Origin of the sequence: Mesorhizobium sp. ISC11, assembly GCF_037162595.1 — a bacterium.
GTDB lineage: Bacteria > Pseudomonadota > Alphaproteobacteria > Rhizobiales > Rhizobiaceae > Mesorhizobium > Mesorhizobium ciceri.
Map to the genome: position 1 here is coordinate 466,115 of NZ_JAVSPW010000001.1, position 20,183 is coordinate 486,297.

16 protein-coding genes are annotated in these 20,183 nt (G+C 65.1%); 12 read left to right on the forward strand and 4 right to left on the reverse strand.

The window, feature by feature from the left end; translation table 11 throughout:
- Positions 1-2: 2 nt before the first annotated feature.
- From RPF88_RS02415 to RPF88_RS02430, 4 genes are all read right to left on the reverse strand, one after another.
- Positions 3-1,109, reverse strand: a complete 1,107-nt coding sequence (locus tag RPF88_RS02415) for a glycosyltransferase family 2 protein (RefSeq protein WP_127369752.1) — start codon at positions 1,107-1,109, stop codon at positions 3-5.
- The gene (locus RPF88_RS02420) at positions 1,106-2,275 is read right to left on the reverse strand and encodes an acyltransferase family protein (RefSeq protein WP_024501681.1); all 1,170 of its coding nucleotides are present in this window, start codon (positions 2,273-2,275) and stop codon (positions 1,106-1,108) included. The genes RPF88_RS02415 and RPF88_RS02420 overlap by 4 nt, the downstream gene beginning before the upstream one ends.
- A 571-nt stretch (positions 2,276-2,846) precedes the next feature.
- Complete coding sequence (locus RPF88_RS02425) at positions 2,847-4,088, reverse strand: ATP-binding protein (RefSeq protein WP_337121637.1); 1,242 nt, start codon at positions 4,086-4,088, stop codon at positions 2,847-2,849.
- Entirely contained in the window at positions 4,085-4,813 is a 729-nt protein-coding gene (locus RPF88_RS02430) for a response regulator (RefSeq protein WP_013530679.1), read from the reverse strand. The genes RPF88_RS02425 and RPF88_RS02430 overlap by 4 nt, the downstream gene beginning before the upstream one ends.
- A gap of 239 nt (positions 4,814-5,052) precedes the next feature.
- Here RPF88_RS02430 and RPF88_RS02435 point away from each other — a divergent pair, with 239 nt between their 5' ends.
- The 12 genes from RPF88_RS02435 (at position 5,053) to RPF88_RS02490 (ending at position 20,002) form a co-directional block, all read left to right on the forward strand.
- Positions 5,053-5,733: a hypothetical protein gene (locus RPF88_RS02435; RefSeq protein WP_337121638.1), complete on the forward strand. Its 681-nt coding sequence runs from the start codon at positions 5,053-5,055 to the stop codon at positions 5,731-5,733.
- A gap of 160 nt (positions 5,734-5,893) precedes the next feature.
- Entirely contained in the window at positions 5,894-6,100 is a 207-nt protein-coding gene (locus RPF88_RS02440; RefSeq protein ID WP_013530681.1) for a hypothetical protein, read from the forward strand.
- 245 nt (positions 6,101-6,345) lie between these two features.
- Positions 6,346-7,617 carry an efflux RND transporter periplasmic adaptor subunit gene (locus RPF88_RS02445; RefSeq protein ID WP_337121639.1) on the forward strand — a complete coding sequence of 424 codons (1,272 nt, stop codon included), beginning with the start codon at positions 6,346-6,348 and terminating at the stop codon, positions 7,615-7,617.
- A 3-nt stretch (positions 7,618-7,620) separates the two neighbouring features.
- Positions 7,621-10,764, forward strand: a complete 3,144-nt coding sequence (locus RPF88_RS02450; protein WP_337121640.1) for an efflux RND transporter permease subunit — start codon at positions 7,621-7,623, stop codon at positions 10,762-10,764.
- A gap of 12 nt (positions 10,765-10,776) precedes the next feature.
- Positions 10,777-12,267, forward strand: coding sequence for an efflux transporter outer membrane subunit (locus tag RPF88_RS02455; protein WP_337121641.1), 1,491 nt, complete (start codon positions 10,777-10,779; stop codon positions 12,265-12,267).
- Positions 12,268-12,399: 132 nt separating this feature from the next.
- Positions 12,400-13,485: a sensor histidine kinase gene (locus RPF88_RS02460; protein WP_337121642.1), complete on the forward strand. Its 1,086-nt coding sequence runs from the start codon at positions 12,400-12,402 to the stop codon at positions 13,483-13,485.
- 224 nt (positions 13,486-13,709) lie between these two features.
- Positions 13,710-14,840 carry an ROK family transcriptional regulator gene (locus tag RPF88_RS02465; protein WP_027160785.1) on the forward strand — a complete coding sequence of 377 codons (1,131 nt, stop codon included), beginning with the start codon at positions 13,710-13,712 and terminating at the stop codon, positions 14,838-14,840.
- Positions 14,837-15,640, forward strand: a complete 804-nt coding sequence (locus RPF88_RS02470; RefSeq protein WP_082827448.1) for an ABC transporter permease — start codon at positions 14,837-14,839, stop codon at positions 15,638-15,640. Before RPF88_RS02465 ends, RPF88_RS02470 begins: the two co-directional genes overlap by 4 nt.
- Before the next feature lie 11 nt (positions 15,641-15,651).
- Entirely contained in the window at positions 15,652-16,410 is a 759-nt protein-coding gene (locus RPF88_RS02475) for an ABC transporter ATP-binding protein (RefSeq protein WP_337123843.1), read from the forward strand.
- A 27-nt stretch (positions 16,411-16,437) separates the two neighbouring features.
- The gene (locus RPF88_RS02480) at positions 16,438-17,406 is read left to right on the forward strand and encodes an aliphatic sulfonate ABC transporter substrate-binding protein (protein ID WP_395316700.1); all 969 of its coding nucleotides are present in this window, start codon (positions 16,438-16,440) and stop codon (positions 17,404-17,406) included.
- 91 nt (positions 17,407-17,497) lie between these two features.
- Positions 17,498-18,994 (forward strand): sulfatase, encoded by a 1,497-nt coding sequence (locus tag RPF88_RS02485; RefSeq protein WP_337121643.1) that lies wholly within the window; start codon positions 17,498-17,500, stop codon positions 18,992-18,994.
- A 126-nt stretch (positions 18,995-19,120) separates the two neighbouring features.
- A complete protein-coding gene (locus tag RPF88_RS02490; protein WP_013530691.1) occupies positions 19,121-20,002 on the forward strand; it encodes an EamA family transporter in 882 nt (293 codons plus the stop codon).
- Positions 20,003-20,183: the final 181 nt, after the last annotated feature.

The window sequence follows — 20,183 nt, forward strand, 5'->3', positions numbered from 1 at the left end:
CCTCAGCCCGCCTGATAAGGTGCCAGAACCGCCGCGGCGGGCGCAGATTTGAAGAAGTATGCCATGGCATCGGCCTGCCTGGCGGCCGACAGCGAAGCGCGGCTGAGCCAGGGCGCCCAGGCGCCGGGCCGCAGGGCATATTGTTCGCGGCGCCGGATGACGTTCCATTTCGCGGTCCGCGTCAGCAATTCATGCGTCAGCGCGGGCTGCTTTTCGTCGGCGACGAGCTGGTAGAGGAAATAGAACAGGTTCAGCGCGCCGGCCTCGAAGCTCGGCCGCGTCGCCGCCGACAGCGAGCGGATCTCCTCCTCCAGCGCGACGATGAAGTCGGCCGCACGGGCGACGGTGCCGTGGCTGACCGCATCGCCAATGTCGCGCAGGTCCCGCGTGGCCTGCGCCAGGCCCTCGCGCTCGAGGTTCTCAGCCACGATCCGCAAATGCGTCCTGCGCATCTCCTTGACGTGCCGGCTCGTCACGCTTGCCTGATGGACGCGGTAGACGACCAGGTTTTCAGGCATCATGGCTGCCGGGTAACGGCCGGCCAGCCGCCTGAAAAGATCGAAATCCTCGGCATGCCGGTAGGCCTGGTCATAGTGCAGGACGCTGTCGTCGATGACCTTCCTGTTGTAGACGACCGTCGGGTGCATGAAGATCGTGAAGAACATCGCCAATACAGGGATGCGGCCGAACTGGAACACCGGATCGGGCCTGCCCCTGGCGATGCGGCCGCGGATCAACATGTCGACGCCGGCGCCGCAGAAGCCCAGTTCGGGCCGCCGCTCGAACAGCGCCACCTGGCGCGACAAACGCCAGGGATAGGCGACGTCATCGGCGTCCATCCGCGCGACCAGTTCGCCCCGGGCGATCGCCAGCCCTTCGTTGAGCGTCGCGACAAGGCCGCGGTTTTCGCGCGAGATGATCGAAATGCGGCTGTCGGCCTTTTGGCATCGCTCGAGTATCTCGAGCGAATTGTCGGTCGAACCGTCATCGATCGCGATGATCTCCAGGCGACTGTGATCCTGCCGCAGGATGCTTCCCAGCGCGGTGGCGAGATAGGGACCGGCATTGTAGACCGGCAACAGGACGGAGACGAGCGGTGCGGCAGTCATCGTCTTGCATCCGTGCGCTGGAGTTCGAGCGCCGGTGTGCGGCCATCGGGCGATCCGCCAGCCGCCGTCGCGAGCCAGCCGCCATGGCTGCCCTGTGCGGAGCGGGTGCGCGCGACATAGGGGAAGTGGCGCTTCAGGCTGTTGAGCGGCCTCTCGAAAACCACCCAGGAAATCGAGGCCGCGACAATCGTGGCGGCGCTCGCAACCAGGAATCGCCCTGGCCCTTGCTCCGAGACGTTGAGCGGAATCCAGGGTTGCGCCTTGACGGCGAGCGACAGCAATATCGGATGATAGAGATAGACGCCGTAGCTGATGCGGCCGAGGCCAAGCAGCGGCGGCAGTTCGGCAAGCTTTCCCAAAGTGCCGCCAAGGCCGCGCGAACAGGCTGCGACGATGACCATCAGCGGCACCAGCGGCAGGACTTGCCGCACCAGCCAATGGGTCCATTCGAGCATCGGATCGGCGGGCGCAGGCACAAACCACTCGATGACAAGGAATGCGGCCGCGAAGGCAGGCCAGCTGAGCCGCATCCAGTGCGGCAGGGCCGCGCCCCTGGATCGCCAGCAGGCAAGCAGCGCGCCCGTCGCCAGCGCATCCATGGATGCCGGCGGCAGCAGGTCGCGCGCCAGCGTCGTGTTGGCGGTGAGCGGCCAGTAAAAGCGATAGGCCAGCGACAGTGCGATGACGCCGATGCAGATCTGTTCGAAGCGGCGGCGCGGGGCCAGCAGGACGACCAGCGGCCAGGCAAGATAGAACTGCTCCTCGATGCTCAGGCTCCAGAAATGGCACAGCACCCAAGGGTTCCAGTCATTGCGCAGCGCATACCAGAAATTCGACAGGTAAAGCGCATGCCAGACCAGCGATCCCCTGGATTGGTCCAGGTCGACCAGCCAGACGAAACCCAGGACGGCGAAATAGGGCGGAAATATCCGCAAGCCTCGCCTGATATAGAAGGATCGCAGCGCGGGGCCGGTCTCGAATTCGGCGGCCGAACGCGCTTCCAGGAGCAGGCGCGTGATCAGGAAGCCGCTCAGCACGAAGAACAGCCGCACGCCGATATGGCCCCAGAATGAAGATCCTCCAGCGGCGAAGAAATGGGAATACAACACCATCGTCACGGCGATGGCTCTCAACGCATCCAGTTGGATGTCGCGTGCGCTTCCCATCAGCGGCATCCGCCAGCGTGATGGCCGCGACCAAGCCGCCACCCGGCCGTTTCGAGCGGCAGGCCAAGGCGGACGAGACCCGCCAGAGCGCAGGCATCGTCGAACCTACGCTCGAAATCGACGGACGGGTGGCTCAAGCTGGTCAACCTGGCGGGATCCTCCACGGCGCATATCCAGTCGCAAACGAGTCCCCCAGGAGATCGTTCGGCTACGGCATTGTGCGGCGCAACACAAAAAATCTACCCAGCTGAAATACTTATGTGAGCAAGCGCTAAAAAATTGAGAAAACCGAGCGTTTCTCGTCAATTCTGGCGATTTTTCTCAGAACTTAAACGCTGTGGTTTAAATTTTGCCGATGTTCCCGCCTCGGTTGATTTGCGAGCTCGTGGCTTGAGAGCCTAGTTCTTTGTTAGACCACAGGAAATTCCGTAATCTATATTTTGTCTATATGGATCCGACCCTGGCTCCGTGAAGAAATGATTTGGAACCATTAGCTTTGCGCGGTGCAGCATCGTCTCTGTTTTTCGTCGTTGCCACGCGCAACGCCCATTACTCGGCTGACCGCCAACCCTCACACCGCGTCGAACACCACCGTCTGCTCCAGCCCGCCGCCCCGGCGGTTTTCCAGTGTTACCGTGCCTCCGTAGCGCTCGATGATTTCCTTGGCGATGGCGAGGCCAAGACCAGCTCCGGGGATCGATTGCAGGCGGCCGGGGTCGACGCGGAAAAAGGGCTCGAACGCCTTGTTCAGGAGTTCCGGGGGGATGCCCGGCCCATGGTCCGATATGGTCAGCACGGCGCGATTGTCGGTCGCGGCCAGGTCGATGCGGCACGCCTTGCCATGGGTGGCGGCGTTGACGATCAGGTTGCGCAAGGCGCGGCGCAGGCCGAGCGCGCCGGCGCGCACGCAAACCCTTTCCAGGTGCCCGATCGAGACGGCATGGCCGAGCGACACCATCTCGGCTTCGATATCGCGCACCGTCTTTGCCAGGTCCACCGCTTCGACGGCGTCCTGGTTGACCTCTTCGCGCACCAGGCGGATGGCGCTGTCGGCGATGCGATCGAGTTCGTCGAGGTCGTGAAGCCATTTGTCGCGTTCGTCGTCCAGGAATTCGGCGCGCAGCCGCATGCGCGTCATCGGCGTGCGCAGATCATGGCCGGCGGCCGCGACCAGCCGCATGCGGCTTTCCATGGCGGTCCGCAGCCGCGACGAGAGCTGGTTCAGCGCATGCGCGGTGGCCTTGACCTCGGCCGAACCCACTTCCGGCACCGCCGCCAGCACGCCGTCCGATCCGATCTTGGAGACGGCGGCCTCCAGCATTTCGAGCGGTCGGATCAGCACCGAGGTGAAATAGACCGATACCGCCGTGGCGCCGGCGACGATCAGCGAGATCCAGCCGGCCAGAACCAGCCATTCTCGCCGCGGCGGCTTGAGGTGCGGCACCTCAATGATCGCCCATCGGCTGTCGGGCAGGTGCATCGATGCGATCTGGCCGGGTTCGTCCGGCTTCTCGTTGACGACCGCGGGAAAGTCGAGGCCACGGCGGTGCAGGATGTCGTTGAGCATCGCCGTTTCCGCACGAGCCACCTTGCCGCCCGCTGGATGGTCGGCGAATTGAACCCGCAGGACGTCGGGGATCGGCCCCGGCAAGAGCCGCACCACCAGTTCCATCTGTTGGGCAATCCAGGGCACGGTCAGTTCCGGCGGCGGTCCGCCGCCGCGCACGCTGATGACGGCGGCCGTCGCCAGGCCGACGACGCCGACGATCGAGGCGACCAACAGCAGGATGAGACGGCGGCGCAGCGAATTCACGCGTGGCTCTCCACGGTCTCGACACGCGCCGTGAGCTGGTAGCCGCCATTGCGCACGGTCTTGAACAGCGGCCCGTCGCCGGTGTCGGAAAATTTGCGGCGCAGCCGGCTCACCAGCACATCGACCGAGCGTTCCAGCGGATCGCGTTCGCGGCCCTGCGTCAGGTCGAGAAGCTGGTCGCGCGACAAAAGCCGGCCGGGACGGTCGAGAAACACCTGCAAAAGATCGAACTCGGCGCCGGTGAGGTCGACGGCCACGCCTCGCGCATCCGTCACCTTGCGGGTCTCCGGTTCCAGCCTGTAACTGGCAAAGCGGTAGATGCGCGCGCGCGGCGGCGCGGGCGCTTCCTCGGGCGTCGAGCGCCTGAGCACGGCGCGGATGCGGGCAATGAGCTCACGCGGGTTGAACGGCTTGCCGAGATAGTCGTCGGCGCCGAGTTCCAGGCCGATGATGCGGTCGACATCTTCCTTCAGCGCGGTCAGCAGGATGATCGGGGTGTGCGGCTTGCGGTCGCGCAAACCGCGGCAGATATCGAGCCCCGAGCCGTCCGGCAGCATCACGTCGAGCACGATCAGGTCGAATTGGCCGGAGCCAAGCCGTTGCTCGCATTCGCGCCGGTCCGCCGCCGCCGTGACGCGAAAGCCCTGGCTGTCGAGGTAACGCTGGAGAAGCGTCCTGATCTCGCGGTCGTCGTCGACGACGAGGATATGGGGTTGTGACTGCATGACCGTGCCGTTGCCGATGAATATTGGGACCCGTGATTGCAGGGGCTTGCCGCGATTATAGGAGAGCCGCGCCCGAGCGGCATGGAAAATTGCAACCGAACGTTTCCGGCGGGCCATGGGAAACATTCGGAAACAAATTGCCCTTTTGCGGAAACCTTCGGCAACACGCCGACGCGAAGCGGACAAAGACGCTTCCTATCCTCTGAACCGTCCGAAGCATGAGAGAAAGGAACATGTTTATGCCAAGCAGACTTCTTGCGCTCGGCCTGTTTTCCCTCGCCGCAATTCACCCCGCGCTGGCGGCGCAGCCCGACCCCGGCGCCGGACCCGGTGAGCCGCCCCCTGTCATGGCCATGCAGGATGGGGCAGGCCACGGCCGGAATGGACCCGGCCCACATGGACCGATGCGACCTGGTTCGCAGGGTTTCGGCCCGCAAGGCTTTGGCCCCCGCCGCATGGGTCCGCCGCCGGAATTCATGCTGGCCGCCCGGCTCGCCGCGCTGGAGACCCGCGTCGGCATCCGCACCGAACAACTCGACGCCTGGCGCGACTACACCAGCGCGCTGCAGGCGGTGCTTTCGCAGCCTCGGCCTGACCGCGGGCGGCCCGTTGGTGCTGAAGCGAAGGACCCCGACGCAGCAGGCCCGGGCGGCAAGCCCGATCCCTTCGCCTTCCAGGAAAAGCTGGCCGACGACGTTACCGCCCGCGCGGTTTCGGCCGGCAGACTGAAGGAGGCGATCTCTGAACTGCGCGCCAAGCTGACGCCCGAACAACTCGAACTCCTCGCTTCGGCGGAACGTGCCCATGGATCACCCCCCGGTCCCTGGGGCGGTCCGCCGAACGATGCAGCCGGCCCCAGAGGCCTGCCCAACGATGGCAGGCAGCTCCCGCCCCAGCCCGGGAACGACGAGCAACTCTGACCGACTGCACCGGCCGGCCCGGTACCCAACCCGTTCTCGGGTCGGCCGGTTCTCCGGGGATGGCGGGCGTATCTCCGCCATCCTCGTTTCAATCACGCCCAGTTCGAATCGCGCCAATTCGAACCATGCCCAATTCGAACCCTGCAATGGAAGCACGACAATGTGGGAAGCCATGATCATGCTGCGGCTGCTCGCGTCCGCCAGCCCGAGGCTCTCGTTCGGTCCTGTCGGGCGAGGCATGCCGCTGGCCCCGCCGGCCGACACGCTGAAGGGCGCGATCCGCCTGAGTTTCGCCGGCTGGCGGTTGTCGCTCCCGCTGTCGCAGCCGCTCGACAACCATGGGCATGATGACCGCAAGATCGCGTGAATTCCGGCAAGGCGCTTGGCATGTCCTCGCTGATCGGCATAATGATGCTGGTGGGCATCGCGGCCGGCTACTCGACCTTCGAGCAGCTCTGGCCGCCGAGAAGGAGCGCGACATGAGCCGCTTCGAAGCATTGCTCGTCGCCGCCCGCAGACCGGCGCGGCCCACCATCAAGATATCGGCCGGCATGCCTCGACCAAGCGGTCGATTGCCCGCGCCCGCAACTCCAGCGAAAGATCATTCAGTCCATGTCTATCCAGCCTAGCCCGTCTTTGCAGCCGGCACGCCGTCTGGCGCCCTGGGCCGCGATGTTCGCATCCGCCTTTCTGCTGGCGGCCTGCTCGCAGGAGAGCAGCGCCCCCGCAGGCATGGGCGCGCCCGGCAAACCGGAAGTCGGCGTCGTCACCCTGCATCCGCAATCGGTGGCGATCACCGCCGAACTGTCGGGACGCACGGCGGCCTCGCTGGTTGCCGAAGTGCGCCCGCAGGTGAACGGCATCATCCAGCAGCGCCTGTTCAAGGAGGGCAGCGAGGTGGCGGCTGGACAGCCGCTCTACCTCATCGATCCGGCGAGCTACAAGGCGTCCTACGACAGCGCGGTCGCCGCACAGCAGAAGGCGGAAGCGGCGGTGCCTACGGCGCAGGCCAAGTTCGACCGTTATGCCGGCCTGTTGAAGCAGAACGTTGTTTCCAAACAGGATTATGACGATGCCGCCGCCACGCTGGCGCAGGCGCAAGCCGATGTCGCATCGGCCAAGGCCAGTGCCGAGACGGCGCGCATCAGCCTCGACCGGACCTCCATCACGGCACCGATCGCCGGGCGCATCGACAAGTCCACGCTGACGCCGGGCGCGCTGGTGACCGCGAACCAGGACACGGTGCTGACCACCATCCGTGCCCTCGATCCGATCAATGTCGACGTCACGCAGTCGAGCACCAACCTGCTCAATCTGCGCCAGGCGATCTCGGAAGGGCGGCTGAAGTTCAGCGGGCCCAATGTCAGCGTGAAGCTGAAGCTCGAGAACGGCACCATCTACACGCAGACCGGCAAGCTGGAATTCGCCGGCGCCAATGTCGACCAGACCACCGGCACCTTTGCGCTCAGGGCCGAGTTCCCCAATCCGGACCGCCTGCTTCTGCCCGGCATGTATGTGCGGGCACTGGTCGAGGAGGGCGTTGCCCAGAACAGTTTCCTGGTGCCGCAGCGTGCCGTCAGCCGCAACACCAAGGGCGAGGCCACGGCGATGGTCATCAACGCGCAGGGCAAGGTCGAGACGCGCGTGCTTGCCGTGCGCAACAGCGTCGGCAACAACTGGCTGGTGGATTCGGGTGTCGGCGACGGCGACCGCGTCATCGTCGAGGGCATGCAACTGGTGCGCCCCGGCGGCGATGCGACGGGTGTCGAAGTGACGATCGACGAGACGACCGGCGAGGTCAAGGACCGCGGGCAGAGCACTTCCGCCGCACCGGCCGCGTCCAATGCGGCGAAACCGGCGCCTGCCCCCGCCACCGGGAACTGAGCGATGTCACTATTCTTCATCAACCGGCCGATCTTCGCCTGGGTGATCGCCATCGTGATCATGCTGGGCGGCCTCCTGGCGCTCACCTCGCTGCCGATCTCGCAATATCCGCAGATTGCGCCGACGACAGTCAACATCAGCGCCACCTATCCGGGCGCCGACGCGCAGACGGTCGAGAACTCGGTCACCAAGGTCATCGAGCAAGGCATGACCGGTATCGACAATCTCGACTACATGACGGCGACGTCGACCTCGACCGGTTCGGCCTCGATCACGCTGACCTTCACCACAGCGGCCGATCCCGACACCGCCCAGGTGCAGACGCAAAACAAGCTGCAGCTGGTGCAGTCGCAGCTGCCGCAGGTGGTGCAGAGCAACGGCATCACCGTCTCCAAATCCTCGACCGGCTTCCTGATGGTCATCGGCTTCGTCTCGACCGACGCCAAGATGAACTCGACCGATCTCGCCGACTATGTCGACGCCACCGTCAACGACACGCTGAAGCGCGTCGAGGGTGTCGGCTCGACGCAGCTGTTCGGCTCCGGCTATGCCATGCGCATCTGGCTCGATCCGGACCAGCTCGCCAAATATGCCCTGATGCCGAGCGATGTGGCGACCGCCATCGAGGCACAGAACACGCAGGTTTCGGCCGGCCAGCTCGGCGGCCTGCCGGCGCGCAAGGGTCAGCAGCTCAATGCCACGGTGACGGCCAAGAGCCGGCTGCAGACCGCCGAACAGTTCCGCAACATCATCCTGAAGAGCCAGACCGATGGCTCTCTGGTCCGCCTCAACGATGTCGCCACCGTCGAGCTCGGCGCCGAAAGCTATACGACGCAGGCCAATTACAACGGCAAGCCGGCGGCCGGCGTCGCCGTCAATTTGGCGACCGGCGCCAACGCCATCAACACCGCCGAAGCGGTGCGTTCGACGATCGCCCGGCTGAGCTCGACCTTCCCGCAAGGGGTCGAGGTCGTCTATCCCTACGACACCTCGCCTTTCGTGCGGCTGTCGATCGAGGAGGTGGTCAAGACGCTGGCCGAAGCGATCGTGCTGGTGTTCCTGGTGATGTTCATCTTCCTGCAGAATTTGCGCGCCACCATCATCCCGACGATCGCCGTGCCGGTGGTGCTGCTCGGCACGTTCGGCGTGCTGTCGCTGTTCGGCTATTCCGTCAACACACTGACCATGTTCGCCATGGTGCTGGCCATCGGCCTCTTGGTCGACGACGCCATCGTCGTCGTCGAGAATGTCGAACGCGTGATGCAGGAGGAAGGCCTGTCGCCGAAGGAGGCGACGCGCAAGTCGATGCACGAAATCACCGGCGCGCTGATCGGCATCGCCACGGTGCTTTCGGCCGTGTTCGTGCCGATGGCTTTCTTCGGCGGCTCAACCGGCATCATCTACCGGCAATTCTCGGTGACCATCGTCTCGGCGATGGTGCTGTCCGTGCTGGTCGCCCTTGTGCTGACGCCCGCACTTTGCGCCACCATCCTGCGGCCGCCCAAGGACCATGCGACGCAGACCGGCCCGTTCGGCTGGTTCAACCGTGTCTTCGACCGCGGCACGCTTGCCTACCGCGACGGCTCGCACGGCATCATCAACCGATCCTGGCGCTTCCTCGTCGTGTTCCTGGCCATCGTCGTTGCCGTGGGCTGGATGTTTGCCCGGCTGCCGAGCTCGTTCCTGCCGGAAGAGGACCAGGGCATCCTGATCACCAGCGTGCAGCTGCCGGTCGGCGCGACGCAGGATCGCACGGAGCGCGTGCTGGCAGAAGTGACCGACCATTATCTCAACCAGGAGAAGGACGTCGTCGACGGGGTGTTCACCGCCTCCGGCTTCGGCTTCGGCGGCGCAGGGCAGAATGTCGGCATCGCTTTCGTGCGGCTGAAGGATTTCGACCTGCGCAAATCGCCGGCTTCCGCCGCGCAGGCCATCGCCGGCCGGGCGATGGGCGCGTTTTCGAAGATCAGGGACGCGCAAGTCTTCGCGCTCGCGCCTCCCGCCATCCAGGGCTTCGGCAACACCAACGGCTTCGACTTCTACCTGCAGGACGTCAACGGCGCCGGCCATGACGCGCTGATCCAGACGCGCAACCAGCTTCTGGCCCTGGCCGGGCAGAGCAAGGTGCTCGCCAACACAAGGCCCAACGGCCAGGAAGACCAGCCGCAATTCTCGGTCGACATCGACCAGGAGAAGGCCAGCGCGCTGGGCGTCAGCCTGGCCGACATCAACAACACGCTTTCGACCGCCTGGGGCAGCGATTACGTCAACGACTTCATCGATCGCGGGCGGGTGAAACCGGTCTATCTGCAGTCGGACCCGAACTTCCGCATGCAGCCGGAAGATTTGGACAAATGGCAGGTCCGCAACGCCAGCGGCGCCATGGTGCCGTTCTCTGCCTTTGCCTCCAGCCACTGGACATTCGGCTCGCCCAGGCTGGAGCGCTACAATGGTTCGGCGGCGGTCGAGATCCAGGGCGCGGCGGCCACGGGGGTCAGCTCGGGTGCCGCCATGGACGAGATCGACAAGCTCGTCGCGCAACTGCCTGCCGGCTATTCGCACGAGTGGACCGGGCTGTCGCACCAGGAGAAGCTTTCCGGCAACCAGGCGCTGTCGCTCTACGCGATTTCGGCGCTGGTCGTGTTCCTGTGCCTGGCCGCACTCTACGAGAGCTGGTCGATCCCGTTCGCGGTCATGCTGTCGGTGCCGATCGGCATCTTCGGCGCGCTGCTGGCGGCCAGCCTGTTCGGCCAGTCCAACGACGTTTATTTCAAGGTCGGCCTTTTGACCACGATCGGTCTCGCCGCCAAGAACGCCATCCTCATCGTCGAGTTCGCCATCGAGCGGCAAGCCGCCGGGATGGGGCTGGTCGAGGCGACGCTGGAGGCGGCGCGACAACGGCTGCGGCCGATCCTGATGACGTCGCTGGCCTTCATCCTGGGTGTGCTGCCGCTGGCGATCGCCAGCGGTGCGGGCTCGGGCGCGCAGAACTCGGTCGGCATCGGCGTGATGGGCGGCATGATCGCGGCGACGGTGATCGGCGTCTTCCTGGTGCCGCTATTGTTCGTCACGGTGCGGCGCATCTTCAAGGGCAGGGCGGCCAAACCAGATACGGGCGAGACGCTGGTGACGGCCACCCAGCAATAAGGAAAACTTCACATGACAGGTTTGGAACGTGGCTCGGTGGCCGCGAGGCGGCTTCTTGCGCCTATGCTCACCGCTGTCCTGCTCGCGGGATGCGTCGTCGGTCCGGATTATCAGACACCGATAATGGCAATGCCGGCGAATTGGAGCGGCCAGAAGCCGACAAAGCCTGCCCAGCCGGCACGACTGTCAAAATGGTGGCAGCGGCTACGCGATCCCGAGCTGAACACGCTTGTCGAGGAAGCGGTTGCCGGCAATCTCGATGTCGCCACCGCCAAGGCAAAAATCCGCGAGGCGCGCGCCAGCTATCGCCAGAGTGCCGGCACATTGCTGCCTTCGGCCGACGGCTCCGGCTCGGCCTCCCGCAACAAGTCGGCCGAGACCACATCAGGCTCTGACGCCACCTACAGCGAGTACCAGGCCGGCTTCGATGCAAGCTGGGAGCTCGACCTGTTCGGCGCCAACCGGAGGGGCGTAGAGGCCGCGCGCTACGGGCTGAACGCCTCGCAGGAGGAACTGCGCTCGACGCTTCTCACCCTGGTCGGCGATGTCGCTTCCTATTATACCCAGGCGCGCGGCTACCAGGCCCGCATCGCGCTCGCCCGTCGTTCGGCCGCGTCGCAAAGACAGACCGCCGAACTTACCCGCACCATGGCGCAGGCGGGCACGGCGACCGCCGCCGATGTCGCCAAGGCAATGGGGCAGGCAGCGAGCACCGAAGCCGCCGTTCCGACGCTGGAGGCAAGTTATACGCAGGCCGTGCATCGTCTCGCGGTGTTGGCCGGCCGGCCGCCTGCCTCGCTCAACGAGCGGCTGAAGCGGGTCGCGCCCATTCCTGCACCGCGCCTGCCGATGCCCGCCGGAATTCCCGCCGACCTCCTGCTATCGCGGCCCGATTTGCGCATGGCGGAGCGCCAATATGCGCAATATACCGCCAAGATCGGCCAGGCCGAAGCCGCCCGCTATCCCTCGGTCAGCCTGACGGGAGACATCAGCACGGCGGCGCTGAAGCTTGGCGATCTCGGCAAGAATTCGTCGATCGGCTGGTCGTTCGGGCCGACGCTCAGTGTGCCGCTGTTCAATGCCGGCCAATTGCAGGCGGCCGTCGAGGTCGCCAAGGCGCAACGCGATCAGTATTTCATCGCTTACCGGTCTTCGGTGCTGACGGCGCTCGAGGATGTCGAGAACGCGCTGGTGCTGTTGTCGCAGGAGCGCATCCGGATCGCCAAGCTCGCCTCGTCCGCGAAGTCCTATGGCGAGGCGGCAAGTCTCGAAGGCTCGCTCTACAAGGCCGGCGAGACAAGCCTCCTCGACGTGCTCGACGCCCAGCGCTCGCTCTATTCGGCCGAGGACTCGCTGCTGCAAAGCCGCGTCCTGCTGGCGACCAACTACATCGCCCTCAACAAGGCACTCGGCGGCGGCTGGGATGGCGCGGTCGACAGCGCCAAGCCGGAGATCGTCGACGTCAAGACCGGTCCACGGCTGGCGTCGAAGCCGGCCTCCTGAGGCACTCTCAGGCAGCGGCGTCAGTTCGGCAGACACGCCGCCATCGCCGATGCGGGGCGTGAAAACGTTTGGCGATGGCGGGGTGATCGCATCGCTGTTATTGATGGTGCCCACACAGCACAGGCGCCGCAGATGACATCCGATACACAAAAGGCCGAAGCGGTCGGGCAGCTGCTCGAAACGCCGGACCTTGCCAGCGCGCTCGAAAGCGAACAGTTCAAGAAGTTCCTCGACCAGGTGCCGATCGCCATTGCCGTCTCGGACCTGGGTTCGAAGGAGCGTGTCGTCTATGCCAATCCGGAATTCGAGAAACTGTCCGGCCTCAAGGCGGCGATGCTCGCTCGCCAACACTGGGCGGCGCTTTCCGGCACCGGCCTGCACAAGCAGAAGGACCGGCCGCTGTTCGAGGCCGTGGTCGAGGACACTGATTTCATCGGCACGTTCCGGCTGGAGCGGAAGGAAGGCCAACCGACTATCGTCGACGTCTATTCCAACGTCATCGAGGACGACAATGGCAAGGCCTGCTTCCGGCTGGTGGCGCTGGTCGACGTTTCGGCCCATGGCGAAACCGAAGATGCGCGATCGATCGACGAGCGCATCCGTGAGAAGGACACGCTGCTGCGCGAACTCCAGCACCGGGTGAAGAACAATCTGCAGATGATCACCGCGCTGATCCGGATGGAGACGCGCAACGCGGCCGAACCGGACCAGAAGCGTTTCGAGAGGCTGGCGGGGCGCGTCGATGCGCTGGCGATCCTCTACCAGACGCTGTCGGGGGACGATGGCAAGGATGAGGTCGATCTTGGTGTCTATCTCAGCCAGATCGCGTCGGCGGTCATGAACTCGCATGCGGTCGAGGGCATCCGCCTCGACATGAAGGTTGACACCTATCCGGTGTCGATCAATGTCGCCATGCCGACCGGGCTGGTGGTGAACGAACTTTTGACCAATGCGCTCAAACATGCCTTCCAGGGACGTGACGGCGGCACGATCACGCTGCACAGCATCGTTGACGGCGATGGCTGCCGCATCGTGATCGCCGATGACGGCATTGGCTTGCCGGACGGCGAGAGCTGGCCCAAGCGCGGCAAACTCGGCGCGCTGATCGCCCGCTCGCTGACCGAGAATGCCAAGGCGGAGTTCGACGTGACGTCGAGCGCCGGCGAGGGCACGCGGGTGACCATCCTGTTCAAGCGCTCGGCTGCCACCGCCGCTTAGCGCGCGGGAGCCAAGCGGCATAGGTGGCCGTCTCCGCTTGGCTGATCTTCGACCTGCTCATGCCGGCCTTGCCTTCCCCGCTATCTCCCTTCGCGTCAATGCCCCTACTCCAGCGGCAGGGTAGGGTGAAACCCAGGTGCATCGATGCCAGTCGCAAGCCGCGCTTTGCCGTGCTTGACAGGCTTAATTAATTTATTAACATTAGAAAATAATAGGGAAGAAGAATGGGCGCGCACCACGGAGCGATCCTGCGAATCCTGCGCGACGACGGTCCGCAGTCGCGCGCCGAACTGGCGCGGCGCACCTCGCTGTCACCCACCGCCCTGACCCATCTGACGGCCCATCTACTGCGGGAAGGCACCGTGGTCGAGCTCAACCAGGCCACTGCCGGCGATGCACCCGTCGGCCGGCCGGCGATCGGCGTCGCGCTGGTGCCCGACGCCCTGTCCGTGGTTGGCGTGCACATTGGCGCGGGAACGATCGACGCGACCATCACCGACCTCAGGGCCGCCTCGAAAGCCATGGCCTCGCAGCATTTCGACACCGCCACCAGCGAACCCGCCGCGGTGATCGGCATGGTGGTGCGGATCGTCGAGCAATTGATCAAGAAGACCGGAGTCGACCGTTCGCGCCTGATCGGCCTGGGGCTCGGCGTGCCGGGACCGGTGGACACCAAGCGCCGCCGCAACCTGCAGTCGGTCAATTACGACTGGAAGGACGTGCCGTTCGCCGACGAACTCGAAACGGCGCTGCGCATGCCGGTGGTGGTCGAGCACAATGTCAGCGCGATGGCGCTGGCGGAATCGCGCTACGGCATCGGGCGCGACACGACCGCGCTGCTCTACATCTATCTGCGCACCGGCCTCGGCGCCGGCCTGGTGATCAACGGCATGCCGTTCCGTCCCGGCGGCTACGGGGCCGTCGAGCTCGGCCATGTCCAGGTGGTCGAGGATGGCGAGCGTTGCGCCTGCGGCAATGTGGGCTGCCTGGAGACATTCCTGTCCGAACGCGCGCTGGCCCGCGCCGCCCATATCGACACGCCTCATCCCAGGCGCCTGCTGGCCGCGGTGGAGAAATATCCCGACGTCTGGAACGCGGCGCTCCGGCATCTGACGACGGCCATAGCGACGGCGACCAATTTGCTCAATCCCGATCTGATCGTCTTTGGCGGTCACCTGGCCGAAGCCCCGGAAAGCTTCATCGATCATATAAGGCGGGGCGTTCCGCCACGCGTCCTGCCGCCGATGCGCGACGTGCTGCGGGTCGAGCGGTCGAGCCTCGGTCCTGGTGCCGGCGCCATCGGTGCTGCTGCGGCGGCGCTCGACCATTTTTTCTATTCGGGGGTGTCGCGATGAGCGAAGCGTCGAAGACGACACGCTCCGGCGGCGGCTCGAACGAGGATCGGGGTATCGACTATCGCGGTCTCGCGCTCAATCTCTGCGGGCTCGTCGCCGGCATCGCCATCTGGTGGGTGCTGACGGCGGGCGGCGCGGTGGGCCTGCCGCCACCGCCACAGGTTGCGTCCAGGTTTATCGATCTGATCGCAAACGGGCAGCTCGCCACCGACATCATGTCGAGCCTTGCTCGGGTGATGACCGGCTTTCTCCTCGGCGTCATCCTGGCGATCCCGGTCGGCTTCGTCATGGGCTGGTACAAGGTCGCGCGCTCGCTTATCGAGCCGTATCTGCAGTTCTTCCGCATGATCCCGCCGCTGGCCATCATTCCGCTGGCGATCGTGACGATGGGCATCGACGAGACGCCGAAGGTCTTCGTCATCTTCCTGGCGTCCTTCCTGGCCAGCGTCGTCGCCACCTATCAGGGCGTCATCAGCGTCGACAAGACGATGATCAACGCCGCGCGCGTGCTCGGCGCCAAGGACATGACCATCTTCCTGCGCGTCATCATTCCCGCATCGACGCCGTTCATCCTGGTCGGCGTGCGCATCGGCCTCGGCTCGGCCTGGGCGACGCTGGTGGCCGCCGAACTGATCGCCGCGCAGACCGGCCTCGGTTTCCGCATGCAGCAGGCGCAACTCTACTACGACCTGCCGACCATCTTCGTCAGCCTGATCACCATCGGCCTTCTCGGCCTTGCCATGGATCGCATCCTTTTGGTGATCGAGCGCCGGCTGACCGTCTGGCAGGAGCGCGTGTGATGCCGCCCAGGATCGCCCCAAAGATCGTCTTCGACAAGGTCACGCGCCGGTTCGACCTCAAGGACAATGCCTTCGTCGCGCTTGACCGGCTGTCGCTCGATATCGCCGACGGCGAATTCGTCACCGTCGTCGGTCCGTCCGGCTGCGGTAAGTCGACCGCGCTCAACATCGCGGCCGGCCTGCTGAAGCCGAGCGAGGGCACCGTGCTGGTCGATGGCAAGGCGGTCGAGGGGCCGGGTCCGGAGCGCGGCATGATCTTCCAGCAATACGCGCTGTTTCCCTGGCTCACCGTACGCCAGAACGTCGAGTTCGGGCTGCGCATCAAGGGCGAGGAAGCTTCGCGCCGCCGGCAGATCGCCGAGCGTTTCATCGATCTCGTCGGCCTTGGCGACTTCGCCGACGCGCTGCCGAAGACGCTTTCGGGCGGCATGAAGCAGCGTTGCGCGATCGCCCGGGCCTATGCGGTCGATCCCTCGATCCTTTTGATGGACGAGCCCTTCGGGGCGCTCGACGCACTGACCCGCGTGCAGCTCCAGGACCAGTTGCTCGACACCTGGAGCCGGGAGCGGCGCACCGTGATGTTCATCACCCACGATGTCGACGAGGCGGTCTACCTCGCCAACCGCGTCATCGTCATGGCGGCGCGGCCCGGCAGGCTGCAGGAGATCATCGAAGTCGGCCTGCCTTACCCAAGAACCGAGGAAATCCGGCTTTCGGCGGAGTTCATGAGCATCCGCAACCGCGTCTGGCAAGCCGTTTACCACCAGTAACAGTGACAGGAGGAGAGTATGGTGACACTGACAAGACGTAACCTCATCGCATCATCGGCGGCACTTGCCGCGTTCGCTGCCTCTGGCATCCGTGCCGGAGCGGCGGGAACGGCGGCACGCATCGGCTACAACGGCGATTTCTGGGGCGCCAGCGTGGCCGGCGTCGCGGCCGACCAGGGCTTCTATGCCAAGCACGGCGTCGATGCCGATATCAAGGTCTTCACCAACGGCCCCATCCAGGTCCAGGCGCTTGGCGCCAACAGCCTGGAATTCGGCTATCTCGGACCGGGCGCGCTGTGGCTGCCGGCGAGCGGCAAGGCCAAGATCATCGCCGTCAACGATGTCGGCTTCTCGGACCGGGTGATCGCCCAAGCCGGCATCACGTCCATCGCCGGCCTCAAGGGCAAGAAGGTCGCGATCGCGGCCGGCACCTCGGGCGACATGCTGTTGCGGCTGGCGCTGCGCAAGGCCGGTATGGCGATGACCGACCTCGACATCGTGCAGATGGACCCGAGCACCATCGTGGCGGCCTTCGCCTCCAAGCAGGTCGACGCGGCCGGCATCTGGTATCCGTTCGTCGGCATCATCCACAAGAGCGTTCCCGATCTGATGGAACTGGCCAAGAACGACGACTTTTATCCGCAGACCACATTTCCGAGCGTCTTCATTGCCCGCAACGATTTGGTCGAGGGCAATCCCGATCTCGTCCGCAACGTGGTGCGCGCCATCAAGGACGCGCAGGATTTTCGCGCCGCCAACCAGGACAAGGCGATCGAGATCACCTCCAAGCTGCTCGGCATTCCTGCCGACCAGCTGAAGACGGAAGCCGGTTATGGCCGTTTCATGACCTCGGCCGAACTGATCAAGCTAACCAAGGACGGCACCGTGAACGGCTGGTTCTCGACGATGAACGACCTGTTCAAGACCTTCGGCAAGCTCGAGACCTCGCTCGATCCCAAGGACTATTATCTGGGCGATCAATACATTTCGGCCTGACGGCCTTCTTGAAATCGCCCCTTGCAAACCGCAAGCCCCGGCAGCGAACCGGGGCCTGTTTCCTGACAATCACAGCAGCGACGAGCCATCCATGAACGTTCTCTATATCGACATCGACAGCCTCAGGCGCGACCACCTCGGCTGCTACGGCTATCATCGCAACACCTCTCCCGTCATCGACAGCCTTGCCGGCGAGGGCATCCGCTTCGAGAACGTCTATGTGTCCGATGTGCCTTGCCATCCGTCGCGCACGGCGCTGTGGAGCGGCCGCCACGGAATGCGGACCGGCGTGGTCGGCCATGGCGGCACCGCCTGCGAGCCGTTCCGCGAAGGCGCCGAGCGAGCCTGGGCCGGCACCTTCTACGAGGAAGGCTGGATGCGGGCGCTGCGCGATCTCGGCTACCACACCACGACCATCAGCAGTTTTGGCGAACGGCATGGCTGCTGGCATTGGTATGCCGGCTTCAACGAGATCATCAATCCGGGCAAGGCCGGCATGGAGAACGCCGACGAGGTTTCGGGCCTGGCGATCGACTGGCTGAAGCGCAATGGCTCGGCAAAAAAATGGTTCCTGCACGTCAATGTCTGGGACCCACACACGCCCTATCGCGCGCCGGACGCTTTCGGCGACCCCTTCGCCGACCAGCCGCTTCCCGACTGGATGACCAGGGCGGTGTTCGAGAAGAGCCATGCCGGCTACGGCCCGCACAGCCCGCAGGAACCCTCGGGCTTCGACGTCGAGCCGGGGGGATCGAAATACCGGCGCATGCCGTCGCCGATCAGCGGCATGGACACCGTCAAGGCCTGGTTCGACGGCTACGACACCGGCGTGCTCTATGCCGATTATCATGTCGGTCTCATCGTCGAGGAGTTGAAGCGGCAAGGCCTGTTCGACGACACGATCATCGTCATCGGCGCCGATCATGGCGAAAACCTCGGCGAGCTCAACGTCTGGGGTGATCATCAGACGGCCGACGAATTCACCTGCAACGTGCCGCTGGTCATCCGCTGGCCCGGCGCCGAGGACATGCGCGGCGTCAATGGCGGCCTTCACTATCATTTCGACTGGGCCGCCACGCTGATCGACCGGCTCGGCGGCAACGTTCCGGCGCTTTGGGACGGGCGCTCCTTTGCACCGGCGCTTGCCGCGAAGGAGGAAGGTGGCCGCGATTTCCTGGTGCTGAGCCAGGGTGCGTGGGCGGTACAGCGCGGCGTGCGGTTCCGGCTCGGCGGGGCCGACTGGCTGATGCTGCGCACCTATCATGACGGCTACAAGGATTTCGGCCCGGTCAGCCTGTTCAATCTGAGTGAGGATCCGCATGAGCAGCATGATCTCTCAGGCTCCCGAAGCGATGTGGTCGATCATGCCAGCCGGCTGCTCGAGGACTGGCGCAGCGCCATGGCCATCCGCAGCGACAGCGATGTCGACCCGCTGGTGACGGTGATCCGGGAAGGCGGGCCGTTCCATTGCCTTGGCGAGTTGCCGGGCTATCTCGAAAGACTGCGCCGGACCGGCCGCACCGATGCGGCAGCGGCCCTCGAGCAGCGCCACCCGGCACCGCCGCCACGGCGCAAATCGCTGAACTGACCGGCCGGCGGCACTTGGCCGTGCCCTAGCAGCCAGTTGCCGCTGCCTCACGACAGGCCGGCCGGTTCGCCCTATCTCCATGCCGCCGGTCGGGTTTGGACCCGGCGATATGGAGGATGGGATCACGTGACATCGACGCCGATTGCCCGTCGCGAAGCGGCGCCCTTGCCTGTCGCAGCACTGATGGGCGCCATGGTGTCGATCCAGATCGGCGCCACCTTCGCCAAAGGCCTGTTCCCGCAGATCGGCGCGCAAGGGACGACGACGCTCAGGCTGGTCATCGGTGCGCTGATGCTGATCGCGGTGCTGCGGCCCTGGCAGATGCGGCCCTCGCGTGCCACCATGCCGTGGCTGGTCGCTTATGGGGTGACGCTCGCCGCCCTCAACCTCCTGTTCTACGCAGCGCTGGCAAGGATTCCGCTCGGCATCGCGGTGGCGCTGGAGTTTACCGGCCCGCTTCTGGTGGCGACCTTGACTTCGCGGCGCGCCAGCGACTTTGCCTGGATCGCGCTGGCGGTGGCCGGCATCCTGCTGTTGTCGCCCTTCGTTCGTTCCTTCGCGCCGCTTGATCCGATCGGGGTGATGCTGGCGCTGGCGGCCGGCGGCTTCTGGGCGCTCTACATCGTGCTGGCCCAGAAGGCCGGCGCGGAGCTTGGCACCCGCACCACCGCCTACGGCATGGCCATCGCCGCCGTGCTGGTGCTGCCCTTCGGTGTCGCCCAGGCGGGATCCGCGCTGCTGGCGCCGTCGATCCTGGTCAGCGCGCTGCTCGTCGGCCTGTTTTCCAGCGCATTGCCGTTCTTCCTGGAGATGGTGGCGCTGACCCGCATGCCGGCGCGCATCTACGGCACGCTGACCTGCCTGGAGCCTGGGCTGGGTGCACTGGCCGGCTTCCTGTTCCTGCATGAAAGCCTGACCGCGACGCAACTGGCCGGGATCGCTGCCGTTGTTGTCGCCGCCTTCGGCACGGCGCTGACATCACGGCCGCCGGTTCCATCGCCGGAGTAGGGGAACGATTCGTCGGCACTGGGTATTTTCGAGTAATCCGAAATTCAGCCAGCCAGATCCGCGAAATCAGGCCAATCCTTGTCCAGGACGGCACTGAAATTGTCGCCTGGCGCACAAGTATTTCCGGCTCTGGACAGACCGTGATCTGGTCCAATACGGTGCGTGTCGAAATGAAGACGCG

Coding starts and splice junctions, on each gene's coding strand:
- RPF88_RS02415 (WP_127369752.1), bottom strand. CDS start 1,109: ATGACTGCCGCACCGCTCGTCTCCGTCCTGTTGCCGGTCTACAATGCC.
- RPF88_RS02420 (WP_024501681.1), bottom strand. CDS start 2,275: ATGGGAAGCGCACGCGACATCCAACTGGATGCGTTGAGAGCCATCGCC.
- RPF88_RS02430 (WP_013530679.1), bottom strand. CDS start 4,813: ATGCAGTCACAACCCCATATCCTCGTCGTCGACGACGACCGCGAGATC.
- RPF88_RS02435 (WP_337121638.1), top strand. CDS start 5,053: ATGCCAAGCAGACTTCTTGCGCTCGGCCTGTTTTCCCTCGCCGCAATT.
- RPF88_RS02440 (WP_013530681.1), top strand. CDS start 5,894: ATGTGGGAAGCCATGATCATGCTGCGGCTGCTCGCGTCCGCCAGCCCG.
- RPF88_RS02445 (WP_337121639.1), top strand. CDS start 6,346: ATGTCTATCCAGCCTAGCCCGTCTTTGCAGCCGGCACGCCGTCTGGCG.
- RPF88_RS02450 (WP_337121640.1), top strand. CDS start 7,621: ATGTCACTATTCTTCATCAACCGGCCGATCTTCGCCTGGGTGATCGCC.
- RPF88_RS02455 (WP_337121641.1), top strand. CDS start 10,777: ATGACAGGTTTGGAACGTGGCTCGGTGGCCGCGAGGCGGCTTCTTGCG.
- RPF88_RS02460 (WP_337121642.1), top strand. CDS start 12,400: ATGACATCCGATACACAAAAGGCCGAAGCGGTCGGGCAGCTGCTCGAA.
- RPF88_RS02465 (WP_027160785.1), top strand. CDS start 13,710: ATGGGCGCGCACCACGGAGCGATCCTGCGAATCCTGCGCGACGACGGT.
- RPF88_RS02470 (WP_082827448.1), top strand. CDS start 14,837: ATGAGCGAAGCGTCGAAGACGACACGCTCCGGCGGCGGCTCGAACGAG.
- RPF88_RS02485 (WP_337121643.1), top strand. CDS start 17,498: ATGAACGTTCTCTATATCGACATCGACAGCCTCAGGCGCGACCACCTC.